Source organism: Streptomyces sp. NPDC037421 (assembly GCF_055602105.1).
Genome location: NZ_JBVJWV010000008.1, coordinates 25,027 through 40,165 on the forward strand (window position 1 = coordinate 25,027; position 15,139 = coordinate 40,165).

Sequence of the window (15,139 nt, forward strand, 5' to 3'; positions counted from 1 at the left end):
CGTGGTGCGGCTGCGGTGCTCCCGTAGCAACCTCCGTACGCCTGTCGGCGCGCGGCTTCCTTCAGCACCCTGTGCCCAAGGCCTGCTGGAGGCCCGGCATGGAGGTGGGGATGGCGAAACGACGGCGACCGCAGCCCAGAGACAAGCATGGGCGGTTCACCAAGGCCGGCGTTCCACTGTGGTTTGGTGTCCTGCTAGTGGCGGTGGTGGTGCTTTCCGTCGTCCGCTAGCCGTCGACACCGGCGAGGGGCGGAACCACGCAAGCAGCGCCAGGTGAGTGTCTAACTGAGTGACAACAGGGGTGTACGTCGGCGGACGGCCACGGACAACGACGGGCTATTGCCGCAGCTGGGACGGTCGATCAACCTTGTTCCATGCACCGCCCACGTTGATTCGGGACGAAGAGGTCGTGGGTTCAAATCCCGCCACCCCGACAGAGTAAGACCAGGTCAAGGGCCTGATCCGAGAAATCGGATCAGGCCCTTCCTGCATTTCGGCGGTCGGCCGGGCGCGTCCTCGACCGGCTCGCCACCAAGGCAAAAGCAGATGAGTGAAGCGTGGATGCCGCAGCTCTTTCGAGCGCTCACGCCGCGGCCGGCTCACCGCCGGCCGGAAAGGAACACCATCATGCTTTCCCTGCCTCCGCGCCCCGGCGCGGCCCCGCGTGTCTTCGGCCCGGCCCCGCACGGCCAGGGCTCCCAGATCTCCCCGATCATGATGCAGGAGGAGCTGTGGGGGCGGATGCGTGCGCTGCCCTTCGTCTACATGGCCCCCACGCTCGTCTCGGTCCCGCACGCCCGCTCGCTCTTCCTGCCCGAGGGCATCGGCACGGGCCCGGCCGAAGCCTTCCAGGGGGGCCGGGAGTTCGCCCACATCCACCCCCACCACGACGGCTCGCTCCACGTCACGCTCCCGAAGGAGATCGAGGCCGAGGTCATCGACGCGGGGTGGGGCGTACACCACCCGGTCCAGGACGTGACGCTCGTCTACGGTCCCAGGAACTCGGCGGAGCTGGAGATCGTCTGGCGGATCGTCCAGGAGTCGTACTGGTACGCCATCGGCGCGAACTAGCGCCCGTCGTCTTCTCCAGGTCAGGGGCCTGATCCGCGAAATCGGATCAGGCCCCTGCCGTACGTCACCCCGAGGGCAGCCGGCCCCTGGCGGCCCAGGCCCGGTACGCCCAGCGCGCCAGAGCGCCGACGGCGAGGGACGCGAGGATCGCACCCCAGTCGATCACGTGCGGGAGCCCGGGGAGGAACGCGAAGGCGGCGAGGGCCGCGACCGTCCCGGCGGTGACGGCGACGCCACCGGCACGTCGGCGCTTGCTCTCCCAGGCAGGGTCTTCGGGGGCGGGCTGGGTGGTCATGCGCGGCTCACTCGTGATGTGGTGGCCCTGGCTGACGCGGCGCACACCGTTGATGTTGAGGTGGGCGCACGCCTTGCCGTAGCGGGGGAGCGTCTGCGGCGCGTTGTTCCGCATGGGGTGGATCTCGCATTCGGCATGGGTCTTGCCGCGCGAGGTCTTGTAGGTCTTGCTGTTGGTGTCGGCGTAGGTGAAGTCGATGCGCCAGTTGCAGGGGCCCGCGTTGAGGGCTCCGACGAAGCCGCAGTCGACGCCGGCGTTCTGGTAGGTGATCTTCTTGCCGTCGCCCCGGAGGATATGGGTGAACATGCAGCCGGTGGGGACCTTCATGGTGACGCCCCCGACGGGGTAGTCGAAGGTGGCCACCGGCGTGGAGCCGATGGCGCCGGCGTGCGCCTGCGCCGGGGCTAAGAGCGCGATCGCGGCTGCCGCGGCGATGGCGGTCGTGATGCGGGCTGCGGGATGACGGGCCATGTCCGGTGCCCTTCGGTGGGGGTTGTCCTTGCAGAGACGGAACCCCTCCCGGCGGCTCCGGGGCTCTCCGGTGCGGGGACATCCACTACGAATAGTGATCAAATCGGCTGGTGGGCCGAGTACTCCGTTCGGGAGGGAGGGGGCGCGGCCGGGCCTGCGGGTCCGTGGGCCCGGGTGGACGTGTGTGGGGTGCGGGGTGGGGGTGGGGGTGCTGGAATGCGGGGAGGGTCAGGCGGCGGTGAGGAGCGGTCATGGGCGGCGGCTCCGGGCTCGTGGTGGTGCTGGGGCACCTGCTGCGGGCGGTCGGGTCGGGGGTGTTGCTGACCTGCCTGTACTACGCGGCTCCGCTCGACTACGGCTTCGGCGCCGCGGCCGTCGCGGCGCTGGCCGGGGGGTTGCTGCTCTTCGGGTGCCTGATCGTCTGGCAGGTCAAAGCCATTGCCCGTTCGGCCCGTCCGAGGCTGCGGGCGCTGGAGGCCATGGGCACCGCCGTGCCGCTGTTCCTGATGCTGTTCTCGGCGACGTACTTCCTGCTGTCGCGTGACCGGCCGGAGTCGTTCTCCGAGCCGCTGAGCAGGACCGACGCCCTGTACTTCGCGGTGACGGTGTTCGCGACCGTGGGCTTCGGCGACATCGCGCCCGCCGACGGGACCGGGCGGGTGCTGGCCACCGTGCAGATGGTCGCCGACCTGATCGTGGTGGGGCTCGTCGTCAAAGTGCTCTTCGGAGCGGTGGAGACCGGGCTGTCCCGACGGCCCGAAAGGAGCGATCCATGACGGCGACGCAATCGGCCCAGCCCGCCGAGCCGGTGGTGCTGCGGGGGCTGCTGAAGACGCCTCCGTACCGCAGGACCCTGCTGCTCTGCGCCCTGGTCGGGATCCCGGTCTCCCTGGTCTGCTTCTGGTTCCTCGCGGGGCTGCACGAGTTGCAGCGGCTGCTGTGGGAGAGCCTGCCGCACGCGCTCGGCTGGGACGGGCCGCCGTGGTGGTGGCCGCTGCCGCTGCTGCTGGCCGGCGGCATCGGCGTGGGGCTGGTGGTGGCCCGGCTGCCCGGGGCCGGCGGGCACGTCCCCGCCGCCGGGCTGGCCGTGGGCGGGTCGTCGACCAAGGTGCTGCCGGGTGTGGTGCTCGCGGCGGCGGCGAGCCTGCCGTTCGGCGCGGTGCTGGGCCCGGAGGCGCCGCTGATCGCCCTGGGCAGCGGGTTCGCCCTGCTGCTGAGGGACCTCGCGCGCGGGCCGGCCACCCCGCAGGCCACGGCGCTGCTGGGGGTGGCCGGGGCGGCCGCGGCCATCGCCGCCATCTTCGGGAGCCCGCTGATCGCGGCCGTGCTGCTGATCGAGGTGGTGGGGGTGGGCGGGCCGCAGCTGGTCGCCGTCATGCTGCCCGCCCTGCTGTCCAGCGGGGTGGGGGCCCTGGTGTTCACCGGGTTCGGGCGCTGGACCGGCCTGCAGACCGGCGGGCTGACCGTCAAACTCCCCGGGCCCGTGCCCCGGCTGGACGCGGCCGACGTGTGCTGGGCGCTGCTGCTGGCCGTGGTGGTGGCGGCCGTGCTGCGCGAGGCGGTGGGCGTGGGCCAGGTGGTGGCGGCCTTCGTGGCGAAGGGCCCCGTCGCCCGTACGGCCCTGTGCGCGCTCGGCGCCGGTGTCTGCGCGGCCGCGTACGCGCTGGTCACGGGCCGTTCCCCGGTGGACGTGGCCTCGTCCGGGCAGGCCACGATGGCCGCGCTGGCCGGTGATCCGCGGGCCTGGGGCGTGGGTGCGCTGGTGGCCGTACTGCTGTGCAAGACCGTCGGGTACGCGCTCTGCCTCGGCAGCATGCGCGGTGGCCCGATCTTTCCCGCGCTGTTCATCGGGGCCGCTGCCGGGGTGCTGGCGTCGCCGCTGCCCGGGCTGGGGGTGGTGCCCGCGGTGGCGGCGGGGCTGGCCGCGGCGGGGGCGAGCGTGCTGCGGCTGCCGGTCAGCAGCGCGGTGATGGCGATCCTGCTGGTCGGCAGCCCGGGTATGACGCCGGTGGTGATCCTGGCCGCTGTCGCGGCCCTGATCACCACCGAGCTGCTGCCCGGGCCCCGGCGGCAGCTGTCAGGCTGAGGGCAGGTCCCCGCCGAAGAACTCCGCCAGCGCGGGCGCCAGAGCGGCCGGGTCCACGTCGTGGGTCTGGCCGTCCAGGGTGCGGTGGCGGCCCGCCGGCAGCAGGTCGGCGAGGGCGCGGGCGCCGGACTGGAGCCAGGGGTCGCTCGCGCCGCCGCCGATGGCCAGCACGGGGATCCGTACGGCCGCCCAGCGGTCGGCGGGCAGGGGGTGGCCGGACATGGTGCCGTCCATGACCCGGGCGTCGTACGGCAGGGTGTGGGCCAGCGCCGCGAAGTGGCTCCAGATGCCGCTCGCGCGCATCTGGCCGACGAACTCGGCCGGGACGAGGACGGCGGCGGTCAGCATGAGGGTGACGGCGTCGTCGCGCCGGCCTTCGGCGATGGCGGTGTCCAGCCGGTCCACGTAGTCGGCGGGAACCGGGGGGCGGCTGCCGTCGACGACGAACGGGGGCTCGTACAGGGCCAGTTCCTTCATCGGGACGCCGTGGGCGGCGGCCTCCAGGGCCAGGACGGCACCGGATGACATGCCCATCACCCGGACGGGGCCTTCGAGTTCGGCGATGACGGCGGCCAGGTCCTCGATCTCGCGCGCCACCTCGTAGGGGGCGGTGTCGCCGCTGTCGCCCCGGCCGCGGCGGTCGTACGTCACGACGGTGAAGCGCTCGCCGAGGTGCCCGGCGAGCACGGCCCACCTCGGGTCTGCCCGGACCTGGTAGGCGCCTCCGACGAGGACGAGGGCGGGACCCCCGCCGGTGCGGTCGTAGGCGATGGCGGTCCCGTCGCGGGAAATGGCCTTCTGCACGGTCTGCTCCCCCCTGAAGTTATGTGGACGGCGTCCACATATCCCCCGTAGGCTATACCTGGAAGTTCACGCCGTCCACATATAGCGAGGGATCGAGGCCCCATGCCTTCGGAAGCCGAACCGCCACCGCCGCCCAGGCGCAGTACGTATCGCCACGGGAACCTGCGCAGCGCGCTGCTCGAAGCCGCCCTGGAGCTGGCGCGCGAGGGCGGACCGGACGCCGTCTCGCTGCGCGAGGTCACCCGGCGCGCCGGGGTGTCGCCCAACGCCGCCTACCGGCACTTCGCCGACCGGGGGGCGCTGGTGCACGGGGTCTCGCAGGCCGCGATGGCCCGGGTGGCCCTGGCGATGGAGGCGGAGATCGACGGCCTGCCCGCCGCCCAGGACCCCGCCGAAGGCGCCCGGGCCCGCTTCCGGGCGGTGGGGACGGGCTACATCCGCTTCGCCGTGACCGAGCCGGGCTGGTTCCGGACCGCGTTCCACGTCCCGGCCGACATGACGTACGCGGCCGACGCCACGGCCGCCGGGGCGGGCGGGCTCACGCCGTTCGAGCTGCTCGGCGCCTCACTGGACGGGCTCGTGGAGACCGGCGTCCTGCCGGAAGCCCGCCGCCCGGGCGCGGAGTTCCTCGCCTGGTCGGCGGTGCACGGCCTGGCCTCCCTGATCATCGACGGGCCCTTGCGGGGCATCACCCCGGAGCAGGCCCACGACGCGGGCCAGGACGTGATCGCCATGATCGAGCGGGGGCTCTGACCTCCGGCGGCGCCGGGCCGGGACCTCCCGGGGGCCTTGCCCGAGGCCTCGGGCAGGGCCTCGGCCGGGGCCTCCCGCGGGGCCCCGGGCGGGTCCGGGCCGGGCGAGGGGTTTCCGACCGGCCCGGCGCGTCACGCGTCCAGGGGGTTCGCGGCGATGCGCTTCGCCGCGCCGCCCGCGACGTAGGCCGCCGCCGCGCAGGCGGGCTTGCGGGTCGCCTGGTCCTCGACCAGGGCGAGGAAGGACGGGCCGAAGCCGAGGCGGGGGTAGTGCTCCAGCAGGCCGGCCAGGAAGGCGGGGTCGAAGTCGGACACGCGCAGCCCGGACACGTCCGCGCTGGTGCCCACCTGGAGGAGGTGGCTCTCGACGTCCTCGGCGGCGGTGACGTCGTCCCGCATGTGCAGCACGATGACCTCCTCCGCGCGGGCCCGGCGCGCCGGGGGCCAGCCCAGGCCGGCCGTGAAGAGCCGGGCCACGTGTCCGCCGGCCTCCTCGAAGGGCAGGGTGTGGCTGTCGAAGGGCGCGGTCAGGCCCAGGTCGTGGAGCAGGGCGCTGACGTAGAGGAGCTCCGCGTCGTACGAGAGCCCGTGCACGCGCGCGTACTCGGCGCCGAAGGCGTAGGAGCGCACGGAGTGGTTGAGGAGGGCGGTGTCGGCGTACTCCGAGGCGATCCCGAAGGCCGAACGGGCCGTGTCCGAGTCAAGGTTGTGAAGGGTCCACGTCATGGAACGCACCTTAGAGGGCTGCGGTGAAGTCCACTGCCGACGGGCCCGCCTCCCCCGGCCACCACAACCGGGCCGGTGCGGGCGGGGTTTCGGCGAGGACGCTGCCCCGCGAGACGACGTACCGCGGCCGGACCTGGCGGCGGATCGCCTCCGCGGGGCTCGGCGCCGGGAGGAGGACGAAGGAGGCGGGGACGCCCTCCGTGATCCCGTACTCGGAGGAGGACAGGCCGAGGACGCGCGCCGCGCGCTCCGTCACCATCGAGAACGCGAGCGGGATGTCGTCCGCGCCGGTGAGCTGGGCGGCGTACAGGCCGACGAGGGCGGTCTGGAGCGGATTGGCGGTGCCGAGCGCGTTCCAGGGGTCCATCACGTCGTCGTGGCCGAAGGCCACGTTGACCCCGGCGGCCAGCATCTCCTTCACCTGGGTGAGGCCGCGCCGCTTGGGGTAGGCGTCGAAGCGGCCCTGGAGGTTGAGGTTCGCGAAGGGGTTGGCGACCAGATTGATGCCGGAACGGGCGAGCAGCCGCTGGAGTTTGAAGCTGTAGGCGCCGTTGTAGGAGCCCATGGCGGTGGTGTGGGAGGCGGTGGCGCGCTCGCGCAGGCCCGAGCGCAGGGCGAGCGTGGCCAGCACCTCCACGAAGCGTGACTGTTCGTCGTCGATCTCGTCGCAGTGGGCGTCGACGCGGAGCCCGTGTTCCTCGGCCACCGCGAACGCGGTCCGCAGCGAGGCGACGCCGTCCTCACGGGTGTCCTCGAAGTGCGGGATCGCGCCGACGACGTCCGCCCCGCGCGCGACGGCCTCGCGGAGCAGCGCCTCGCCGCCGGGGAAGGAGACGATGCCCTCCTGCGGAAAGGCGACGATCTGCAGGGTCATGATGTCCCGCACCCGGTCGCGGACCTCCAGCAGCGCGTCCAGCGCGGTGAGGGACGGGTCGGTGACGTCGCAGTGCGTACGGACGTGCAGCACGCCGTTGGCCGCCTGCCAGCGCAGCACCTCGGTGGCCCGGGCGATCACGTCCTCGCGCGTCAGGGTGCGCTTGCGCTCGCTCCAGCAGGCGATGCCCTCCCAAAGGGTGCCGGAGGCGTTCGGGCGGGGCTGACCCGCGGTGAGGGCGGTGTCCAGGTGGATGTGCGGCTCGGCGAAGGGGGCGGTGAGCAGCCCGCCGTGGGCCTCGATGAGCACGCCGGTCGCCGGCGGCTCCTTCTGGTCGTCGTACGGGATCACCCGCGCGATCCGGCCGTCCTCGGCGACCTCCACGTCGGACAGGCCGTCTTCGTGCAGCAGCCGGGCACCCCGGACGATCATCCGCATGCGGTCCAGCGTACGCACGCGGCCCGACGTTTCACGTGAAACATGAACGTCGGGCCGGTGACCGGTGCCGAGGCTCAGCCGCGCTTGGCCTGTGCCTTCTGCTGCATGCCTCGCGTCTTCGCGGAGAGCGACTGGGCCTCTCTGCCCGCGGCCTTGGCACGTGCCTCGGCCGCCGTGTTCTTCGCCATCGCGCGTTCGGAATCCTGGTGGCTGTGGTGGCCGGTACGAGCCTTCTTGGCCATGATCAACACCCTCTCGCAAGCGTTCGGCGTACGCACACCACCATGCGCCCGTTCGGCGCAGTCGGCATCCCGGCCGCCCGCCGGGGCCGGACCCGTAAGAATGGAGCGCATGACCAGCGACAGCGACCTGACCCCCGGCACCGCCCCCGCTTCCGAGATGCCCGACTGGGAGAAGCGCTTCCGTGCGCCGCGCGTGGGCCTGCCCGACTGGGCCGAGGACGCCCCGGACCGCTCGCTCTTCGTCTCGAACGCCACCGGGACCTACGAGCTCTACGCCTGGGACCGGGCCACCGGCACGCAGCGGCAGGCCACCGACCGCCCCAACGGCACCACCGACGGCGCCCTCTCCCCCGACGGGGAGTGGATCTGGTGGTTCTCCGACACCGACGGCGACGAGTTCGGCACCTGGGTCCGCCAGCCCTTCGCAGGCGGCCCCGACGAGCCCGCCACACCCGGGCTGGAGCCCTCCTACCCGGCCGGGCTCGCCATCGGCCGCGACGGCACGGCGGTCGTGGGCCGGTCCACCGACGAGGACGGCTCCACGATCCACGTCGTACGCCCCGGCGGCGCCGCCCCGGAGGTCGTCTACCGGCACCGCGAGTCGGCCGGCGTTGGCGACCTGTCGCACGACGGGACGCTCCTCGCGATCGAGCACACCGAGCACGGCGACGCCATGCACTCGGCCCTGCGCGTGGTCACCCTCGACGGCGCCACCGTCGCCGAGCTGGACGACTCCCGGGGCGGCACCGAGGAGCTCGGCCTGGAGGTGCTCGGCTTCGCGCCCGTCGCCGGGGACACCCGGCTGCTCGTCGGGCACCAGCGGCGCGGCCGCTGGGAGCCGATGGTGTGGGACGTGGTCACGGGGTCGGAGGAGGACCTGGCCGTCGACCTGCCCGGCGACGTGAGCGCCGAGTGGTACCCGGACGGGAGCGCGCTGCTCATCGCGCACAGCTTCGAGGCGCGCAGCGAGCTGTGGCGCTACGACCTGGCCGCGCGGGAGCTCGTACGGGTGGACACCCCGCCGGGGACGGTTTCCGGTGCGACGGCCCGCCCGGACGGGACGGTGGAGTACCAGTGGTCCTCGGCCGCCGAGCCGGCCGCCGTACGGTCCACCGCGGGCGGGATCGTCCTGGACCCGCCGGGCATGCGGCCGCCGGGCTCGGTACCGGTGGAGGACGTCTGGGTGGAGGGGCCCGGCGGGCGGATCCACGCGCTCGCGCAGCGGCCCGTGGGCCACGGTGACGGGCCCTTCCCCACGATCTTCGAGATCCACGGCGGGCCCACCTGGCACGACTCCGACGCCTTCGCGGCCACCCCGGCGGCCTGGCTGGACCACGGTTTCGCGGTGGTCCGGGTCAACTACCGGGGCTCGACTGGCTACGGCCGCGAATGGACCGACGCCCTCAAGCACCGGGTCGGCCTGATCGAGCTGGAGGACATCACGGCGGTCCGGGAGTGGGCCGTGGCCTCCGGCCTCTCGGACCCGGCTCGGCTGGTGCTGTCGGGCGGGTCCTGGGGCGGCTACCTGACGCTGCTCGGCATCGGCATGCGGCCCGACGACTGGGCGGTCGGGCTGGCCGCCGTACCGGTGGCGGACTACGTGACGGCGTACCACGACGAGATGGAGGCGCTGAAGTCCCTGGACCGCACCCTCTTCGGCGGCACCCCGGAGGAGGTCCCGGAGCGCTTCGAGGCGTCCTCGCCGCTGACGTACGTGGACGCGGTGAAGGCGCCCGTGCACATCGCGGCGGGCGTGAACGACCCGCGCTGCCCGATCCGCCAGATCGACAACTACGTCGACCGGCTCGCGGCGCGCGGCGCGGTGCACGAGGTGTACCGCTACGACGCGGGGCACGGTTCGCTGGTGGTCGAGGAGCGCATCAAGCAGGTCCGGATGGACCTCGAATTCGCGCTGAAGCACCTGCCGCAGGGCCTGCCGCGCTGACCCGCCACCGGGCTTCCGGTGCACCCCCCGTACCGTTGGTGGGGTGCACCGGTTTCTCCTGACCCCGCGCTGGTGGGGGATCAACGTCTTCGTCGCGCTCGCCATCCCCTTCTGCCTGTTCATGGGGACCTGGCAGCTCGGCCGGTTCGAGGACCGCGTCGGCAGCCACAAGGAGGCGCGGGCCGAGCGCCCCGCCGACCGGGCGGCCGAGCCCCTCGACTCACTGCTCCCGGTGGACACGAAGACCTCCGGACGGCTGGCTTCCACGGCCGGCGAGTACGGGCAGCAGCTGCTGGTCCCCGAACGGGACCTCGGCGGGAAGCCCGGCTTCTACGTCCTGACCCTGCTGCGGACCGACTCCGGGAAGAACGTTCCGGTGGTCCGGGGCTGGCTGCCGGGGCCGGCCGACCCGGCGAAGGCACCGGCCCCGCCGGCCGGTCGGACCGAGGTGACGGGGGCCCTGCAGTCCTCGGAGAACTCGGGCACCAAGGGCGTGCACGCACAGGGCGGGCTGCCGCCGGGCCAGCTCGGGGTGATCGGGGCGGCCACGCTGGTCAACCTGGTGCACGAGCCGCTGTACGACGCCTGGCTGACGGTGCAGACGCCGGTGGACGGGATGACCCCGGTGCCGGCGAAGGCGCCGAACAACACCGGGCTGGACCTGAAGGCCTTCCAGAACCTCGGCTACACCGGCGAGTGGTTCGTCTTCGTCGCCTTCGTGCTCTTTATGTGGTTCCGGCTCTACCGGCGCGAGGTGGAGACCCTGCGCGACGCCGAGGCGGGACTGCTGCCCGCCCAGGCCCCCGCCGCGCCCGCGGACGCCGCCGGGGAACCGGAACCGGCTACGGCGCGCCCGGCGGAATGAGGCCCGTGCGGTAGACCGTGCCGCCGCAGGCCGCCGGGATGGTGGTCTGGGTGACGGGGGCGCCCGCTCCCGGAGTGTGGGAGACCTCCACCCCGGCCGCCTCCGGGCTCCTGGAGCCGGTCTGCGGATCCTTGGCCGGGGCCCCGTCGGCGCCCGCCGGCTCCGTACCGCCCGCCGCGCCGCCCTGCTGACCGGCCGGGGGCTGCGCCGCACCGCCCTCCTGCTGCGGCTTGAGGGACGGCGCGGGGGTAGCCGCAGTGCAGGACCGGTCGGAGGGCACCCAGGCGAACCGCACCTCGTAGGCGGTGTTCGGCTGGAGCAGCACGACCGGCGCCTCGGCGGACGGGTCGGGCAGCAGCGCGCTCGCCGGGTCCCCCGCCGTGTGGCCCGTCACCGTCACCGGCGGCGCGGCCGCCTGCGCGGGCGGCGGGCCGAGGGGCGCCACGGAGGCGGCGGTCACGGTGTCCGGACCGGAGACCGTGCACCCCCGGGCGGAGACGTTGGTGACCTTGAAGCTGCCGTAGACCTTGCCGTCGGTCCCGGGGGCACGGGCAGCACCCGACACGCCCAGCTGATCGGCCGTGCACCCCGGTGCCGCGGGCGCCGCGCCCACCGGGGGCAGCGGTCCGTGGCCGGCGCCGCCGGTGGGGGCGCCCGCTCCGGTGCTGGAGGGTCCCGCGACGGCTGCGCCCGACGGGGAGCCGCTCGCCTGCGGGGACGGCTGCGCGCCGCTGCCCGCGTCCTGGCCCTTGCCCGGGGACCCCACCGGCCTGGGCCCGGCCACGGCGTCGGAGCCGTTCTGGCGCGGGCCGGAGCCGTCGCCCGCCTTGGCGCCCTGCGAGTGCCCGTGTCCGGCCATGGCCGAGTGCCCGGCCACCGCCCCCTCGTCGGAGTTCAGGTGCAGCGCGGCCGGGATCGCGGTGCCCGCCAGCAGCGCCACCGCGGCCGTCGCAAGGAGGGCCTGCCGCTTGCGGGCCCGGCGCACGGGCACCGCGTGCCGCAGCCGCTCCAGGGCGCCCTCGGAGGGCTCCAGCCCCTGCACGGCTCCGGCCAGCAGGCTGCGCAGCGCCTGCTCGTCGGCCCCGGCCGTCCCGGCGGGGCCGGGCAGGTTCTCGTGGTCGTCCCTCATGACTGCGCAGCCTCCATCGCCACCCTCAGCGCGGCAATGCCCCGCGATCCGTACGCCTTGACCGAGCCGAGCGATATCCCGAGCGTCTCGGCGACCTGGACCTCCGTCATGTCCGCGAAGTAGCGCAGTACGAGCACCTCGCGCTGACGGCGCTGGAGTGCGCGCATCGCCCTGATCAGGTCGTCGCGCTCCAGCTGGTCGTACGCCCCCTCCTCCGCACTGGCCATGTCCGGCATCGGCTTCGACAGGAGCTTCAGACCGAGGATGCGGCGGCGCAGCGCGGAGCGCGAGAGGTTCACGACGGTCTGGCGGAGATAGGCCAGGGTCTTGTCCCGGTCCCGCACCCGGTTGCGGGCCGAGTGGACACGGATGAAGGCCTCCTGGACCACGTCCTCGCAGGAGGCGGTGTCGTCGAGGAGGAGCGCGGCCAGGCCCAGGAGGGAGCGGTAGTGGGCCTGGTAGGTCTCGGTGAGGTGGTCGACGGTGGTACCGGCCACGACCGGCCGCTCGGCGGCGGCCCCGGCCGGCGCCGGGTCCTCGGATACCAGCGCCTCCGGCGCCAGGGCCTCTGGTGTCAGGGCCCCGGGCAGGAGGGTCTCCGCCGGCGGCGGGCTCGTGGCGGTGTCCGCGCTATCGCGGGGCGAGGGCACGCGGCCGCCCCGGGTCGGTGTTGCGATGTGCGGCACGCTGGCCGGCGGGACGGGCACGATCACAGGGAAGCCGCCGCCGGGCGCGCCTGGACGCCGGCGCGAGGGAACGATCCCGCTGCGCGCCGGTAGGACGGCCACGTCCAACAGTGCCTCTGCCACGCCCGTTGGACACGCGTCCCCCCGTCAGGGTTGTACGCGCGAGGCAAAGTATTCAGCAATTTACCCATTGCCTTCATGCGTACCCGCTCTTCCCGATTGCCCCATTCATCCAGGCGGCAGTCGGGCCATCACCTTGATCAAGGGATCGATGCCGATCCTACAAAGCGAATTACGCGAATTCACCCGCGATCAGTTCCGAGATCTGGGCGGCATTCAGTGCGGCGCCTTTGCGTAGATTGTCCGCACATACGAAGAATTCCAGGGCCCTCGGATCGTCCAGCGAGGCCCTCAGCCGCCCCACCCAGGCGGGATCCGTACCGGCCGCGTCCGCCGGAGTCGGGAACTCCCCCACCGCCGGATCGTCGACGAGGACCACCCCGGGCGCCGCCTCCAGGATCTCCCGGGCGTGCGCCGCGGCCACCTCCCGCTCGAAGCGGGCCCGCACCGTCAGGGAATGCCCGGTCACCACCGGAACCTGTACGCAGGTCACGGCGACCGGCAGCGATTCCAGACCCAGGATCCGCCGGGTCTCCGCCCGTACGGCCAGCTCGTGCGAGGACCAGCCGTCCGCGCGCAGCTCCCCGGACCAGGGCACCACGTTCAGCGCGAGAGGCGCCGCGAAGGGCCCGGTGTCCTCACCCACGGCGCGGCGCACGTCCCCGGGCAGCTCCCCGAGGGGGCTCCCGGCGACCTGGGTCAGCTGCCTGCGCAGCGCCTCCGCGCCCGCCCGGCCCGAGCGGCTCGCGGCCTGGTACGAGGAGACGGCCAGCTCGGCCAGTCCGTACTCGGCGTGCAGCGCGCCCACGGCGGCGATCATCGCGGCGGTCACGCAGTCCGGGCCCGCGACGATCCCGCGCGGGCGGCTGCGTACGGCGTGGCCGTTCACCTCGGGCACCACCAGGGGCACCTCGGGGTCTTCCCGGAAGGCGGCGGACTGGTCCACCACGACGGCACCGCGCGCGGTGGCCACGGGGACCCAGCGCGCCGACACCTCGGCCGGGGTCAGGAAGAGCACGACGTCGCCCGCGCCGAGACCCTCGAAGGCGTCCTCGGTGAGGGCGAGCACCTCGGTCTCCTCGCCGCGGACGGCCAGCACGCGGCCGGCCGAGCGCGGGGAGGCGATCAGGCGGATGTCGCCCCAGACGTCCGCCCGCTGGGACAGGATCTGGAGCAGGATCGATCCGACCGCTCCGGTCGCCCCGACCACGGCGAGCGCCGGGGCCGACCGGTGCGGGCTCATCGTCCGGTGCCTCCGTAGACGACGGCCTCGTCGCTGTCGGAGTCGAGACCGAAGGCCGTGTGGACGGCGATGACGGCCGCGTTGACGTCGTCCTGGCGGGTCACGACCGAGATGCGGATCTCGGAGGTGGAGATCAGCTCGATGTTGACCCCCGCGTCGGAAAGCGCCTGGAAGAAGGAGGCGGTGACGCCGGGGTTGGTCTTCATGCCCGCGCCGACCAGGGAGATCTTGCCGATCTGGTCGTCGTAGCGCAGGGAGTCGAAGCCGATCTGCGCCTTCGCCTTCTCCAGGGCGTCGATGGCCTTGTGGCCCTCGGTCTTGGGGAGGGTGAAGGAGATGTCCGTCAGGCCCGTGGAGGCCGCCGACACGTTCTGGACGATCATGTCGATGTTGATCTCGGCGTCCGCGATGGCGCGGAAGATCGCCGCGGCCTCGCCCGGCTTGTCCGGGACGCCGACGACGGTGATCTTGGCTTCGGAGACGTCGTGCGCGACTCCGGAGATGATGGCGTGCTCCACCTGCGCGTCCCCTTGCGACTCGGGCTTCTCGTTGCTGACCCAGGTACCCGGCAGTCCGGAGAAGGACGAACGGACGTGGATCGGAATGTTGTAGCGGCGCGCGTACTCGACGCAGCGGTGCAGGAGCACCTTGGAGCCGGAGGCCGCCAGCTCCAGCATGTCCTCGGAGGAGATCCAGTCGATCTTCCGGGCCTTCTTCACGACGCGGGGGTCCGCGGTGAAGACGCCGTCGACATCGGTGTAGATCTCGCAGACCTCGGCGTCCAGCGCCGCGGCGAGCGCGACGGCGGTGGTGTCCGAGCCGCCCCGGCCGAGGGTGGTGATGTCCTTGGAGTCCGCGGACACACCCTGGAAACCGGCGACGATGGCGATGTTGCCCTCGTCCAGCGCGGTGCGGATACGGCCCGGCGTCACATCGATGATGCGCGCTTTGTTGTGGACCGAGTCGGTGATCACGCCTGCCTGGCTGCCGGTGAACGACTGGGCCTCGTGGCCCAGGTTTTTGATCGCCATGGCCAGCAGGGCCATGGAGATCCGCTCTCCGGCGGTCAGCAGCATGTCGAATTCACGCCCGGCAGGCATCGGGGATACCTGCTCGGCGAGATCGATCAGCTCGTCCGTCGTGTCGCCCATCGCGGAAACCACGACGACCACCTGGTGGCCGTTCTTCTTGGCATCCACGATCCGCTTGGCGACGCGCTTGATGCCCTCGGCATCGGCTACGGAGGAGCCTCCGTACTTCTGCACGACAAGGCCCACGTGCGCTCCTCGCTCGGTCCGTCTCATTGCGGGTGCAGTCTAACGAGCGGCCGGGATCCGACCGCCTCGTACCACATCATGAGATGAAAAGAACTGCGGAACGGTTGCCCGCGGA

General features: G+C 73.0%; 15 protein-coding genes. 6 read left to right on the forward strand and 9 right to left on the reverse strand.

Features of this window, described 5'->3' with window-relative positions; all coding sequences use genetic code 11:
- Positions 1-627: 627 nt before the first annotated feature.
- Positions 628-1,071 carry a luciferase domain-containing protein gene (locus tag ACZ7IF_RS14330; protein ID WP_470969432.1) on the forward strand — a complete coding sequence of 148 codons (444 nt, stop codon included), beginning with the start codon at positions 628-630 and terminating at the stop codon, positions 1,069-1,071.
- Between the two features lie 64 nt (positions 1,072-1,135).
- On the opposite strand, the gene ACZ7IF_RS14335 is transcribed toward ACZ7IF_RS14330, so the two are convergent.
- Positions 1,136-1,837, reverse strand: a complete 702-nt coding sequence (locus ACZ7IF_RS14335; RefSeq protein WP_470969435.1) for a hypothetical protein — start codon at positions 1,835-1,837, stop codon at positions 1,136-1,138.
- Positions 1,838-2,088: 251 nt separating this feature from the next.
- On the opposite strand from ACZ7IF_RS14335, the gene ACZ7IF_RS14340 reads away from it, so the two are divergent.
- Both ACZ7IF_RS14340 and ACZ7IF_RS14345 read left to right on the forward strand, forming a co-directional pair.
- Entirely contained in the window at positions 2,089-2,613 is a 525-nt protein-coding gene (locus ACZ7IF_RS14340) for a potassium channel family protein (protein ID WP_470969438.1), read from the forward strand.
- Complete coding sequence (locus ACZ7IF_RS14345; protein ID WP_470969441.1) at positions 2,610-3,923, forward strand: chloride channel protein; 1,314 nt, start codon at positions 2,610-2,612, stop codon at positions 3,921-3,923. Before ACZ7IF_RS14340 ends, ACZ7IF_RS14345 begins: the two co-directional genes overlap by 4 nt.
- Here ACZ7IF_RS14345 and ACZ7IF_RS14350 read toward each other — a convergent pair.
- The gene (locus ACZ7IF_RS14350; protein WP_470969444.1) at positions 3,915-4,727 is read right to left on the reverse strand and encodes an alpha/beta fold hydrolase; all 813 of its coding nucleotides are present in this window, start codon (positions 4,725-4,727) and stop codon (positions 3,915-3,917) included. The two genes, ACZ7IF_RS14345 and ACZ7IF_RS14350, sit on opposite strands and share 9 nt — an antisense overlap.
- 102 nt (positions 4,728-4,829) lie before the next feature.
- Here ACZ7IF_RS14350 and ACZ7IF_RS14355 point away from each other — a divergent pair, with 102 nt between their 5' ends.
- Entirely contained in the window at positions 4,830-5,480 is a 651-nt protein-coding gene (locus tag ACZ7IF_RS14355; RefSeq protein WP_470969447.1) for a TetR/AcrR family transcriptional regulator, read from the forward strand.
- 131 nt (positions 5,481-5,611) lie between these two features.
- Here the strand turns inward: ACZ7IF_RS14355 and ACZ7IF_RS14360 are convergent, their stop codons facing one another.
- From ACZ7IF_RS14360 to ACZ7IF_RS14370, 3 genes are all read right to left on the reverse strand, one after another.
- Positions 5,612-6,205: an HD domain-containing protein gene (locus ACZ7IF_RS14360; RefSeq protein WP_470969450.1), complete on the reverse strand. Its 594-nt coding sequence runs from the start codon at positions 6,203-6,205 to the stop codon at positions 5,612-5,614.
- A gap of 10 nt (positions 6,206-6,215) precedes the next feature.
- Positions 6,216-7,517 carry a cytosine deaminase gene (gene codA / locus ACZ7IF_RS14365; RefSeq protein ID WP_470969453.1) on the reverse strand — a complete coding sequence of 434 codons (1,302 nt, stop codon included), beginning with the start codon at positions 7,515-7,517 and terminating at the stop codon, positions 6,216-6,218.
- Positions 7,518-7,591: 74 nt separating this feature from the next.
- Positions 7,592-7,759, reverse strand: a complete 168-nt coding sequence (locus ACZ7IF_RS14370; RefSeq protein ID WP_164720908.1) for a hypothetical protein — start codon at positions 7,757-7,759, stop codon at positions 7,592-7,594.
- Positions 7,760-7,868: 109 nt separating this feature from the next.
- On the opposite strand from ACZ7IF_RS14370, the gene ACZ7IF_RS14375 reads away from it, so the two are divergent.
- On the forward strand, positions 7,869-9,704 hold the full coding sequence (locus tag ACZ7IF_RS14375) for a S9 family peptidase (protein WP_470969457.1): 1,836 nt from the start codon (positions 7,869-7,871) through the stop codon (positions 9,702-9,704).
- Positions 9,705-9,747: 43 nt separating this feature from the next.
- On the forward strand, positions 9,748-10,569 hold the full coding sequence (locus ACZ7IF_RS14380) for an SURF1 family protein (RefSeq protein WP_470969461.1): 822 nt from the start codon (positions 9,748-9,750) through the stop codon (positions 10,567-10,569).
- On the opposite strand, the gene ACZ7IF_RS14385 is transcribed toward ACZ7IF_RS14380, so the two are convergent.
- The 4 genes from ACZ7IF_RS14385 to ACZ7IF_RS14400 all read right to left on the reverse strand — a co-directional run bounded on the left by ACZ7IF_RS14385 (position 10,547) and on the right by ACZ7IF_RS14400 (position 15,024).
- Positions 10,547-11,698: a hypothetical protein gene (locus ACZ7IF_RS14385; protein WP_470969464.1), complete on the reverse strand. Its 1,152-nt coding sequence runs from the start codon at positions 11,696-11,698 to the stop codon at positions 10,547-10,549. The two genes, ACZ7IF_RS14380 and ACZ7IF_RS14385, sit on opposite strands and share 23 nt — an antisense overlap.
- A complete protein-coding gene (locus ACZ7IF_RS14390; RefSeq protein ID WP_470970407.1) occupies positions 11,695-12,246 on the reverse strand; it encodes a SigE family RNA polymerase sigma factor in 552 nt (183 codons plus the stop codon). Before ACZ7IF_RS14390 ends, ACZ7IF_RS14385 begins: the two co-directional genes overlap by 4 nt.
- Before the next feature lie 430 nt (positions 12,247-12,676).
- Positions 12,677-13,747 carry an aspartate-semialdehyde dehydrogenase gene (locus ACZ7IF_RS14395; RefSeq protein ID WP_470969467.1) on the reverse strand — a complete coding sequence of 357 codons (1,071 nt, stop codon included), beginning with the start codon at positions 13,745-13,747 and terminating at the stop codon, positions 12,677-12,679.
- Positions 13,744-15,024, reverse strand: a complete 1,281-nt coding sequence (locus tag ACZ7IF_RS14400) for an aspartate kinase (RefSeq protein ID WP_470969470.1) — start codon at positions 15,022-15,024, stop codon at positions 13,744-13,746. The genes ACZ7IF_RS14395 and ACZ7IF_RS14400 overlap by 4 nt, the downstream gene beginning before the upstream one ends.
- Between the last annotated feature and the right edge of the window lie 115 nt (positions 15,025-15,139).

Excerpts from the sequence above, each read along its gene's own strand:
- ACZ7IF_RS14335 (WP_470969435.1), bottom strand. The coding sequence starts at position 1,837 with ATGGCCCGTCATCCCGCAGCCCGCATCACGACCGCCATCGCCGCGGCA.
- ACZ7IF_RS14395 (WP_470969467.1), bottom strand. The coding sequence starts at position 13,747 with ATGAGCCCGCACCGGTCGGCCCCGGCGCTCGCCGTGGTCGGGGCGACC.
- ACZ7IF_RS14345 (WP_470969441.1), top strand. The coding sequence starts at position 2,610 with ATGACGGCGACGCAATCGGCCCAGCCCGCCGAGCCGGTGGTGCTGCGG.
- ACZ7IF_RS14340 (WP_470969438.1), top strand. The coding sequence starts at position 2,089 with ATGGGCGGCGGCTCCGGGCTCGTGGTGGTGCTGGGGCACCTGCTGCGG.
- ACZ7IF_RS14355 (WP_470969447.1), top strand. The coding sequence starts at position 4,830 with ATGCCTTCGGAAGCCGAACCGCCACCGCCGCCCAGGCGCAGTACGTAT.
- ACZ7IF_RS14360 (WP_470969450.1), bottom strand. The coding sequence starts at position 6,205 with ATGACGTGGACCCTTCACAACCTTGACTCGGACACGGCCCGTTCGGCC.
- ACZ7IF_RS14385 (WP_470969464.1), bottom strand. The coding sequence starts at position 11,698 with ATGAGGGACGACCACGAGAACCTGCCCGGCCCCGCCGGGACGGCCGGG.
- ACZ7IF_RS14330 (WP_470969432.1), top strand. The coding sequence starts at position 628 with ATGCTTTCCCTGCCTCCGCGCCCCGGCGCGGCCCCGCGTGTCTTCGGC.
- codA (WP_470969453.1), bottom strand. The coding sequence starts at position 7,517 with ATGCGGATGATCGTCCGGGGTGCCCGGCTGCTGCACGAAGACGGCCTG.
- ACZ7IF_RS14370 (WP_164720908.1), bottom strand. The coding sequence starts at position 7,759 with ATGGCCAAGAAGGCTCGTACCGGCCACCACAGCCACCAGGATTCCGAA.
- ACZ7IF_RS14375 (WP_470969457.1), top strand. The coding sequence starts at position 7,869 with ATGACCAGCGACAGCGACCTGACCCCCGGCACCGCCCCCGCTTCCGAG.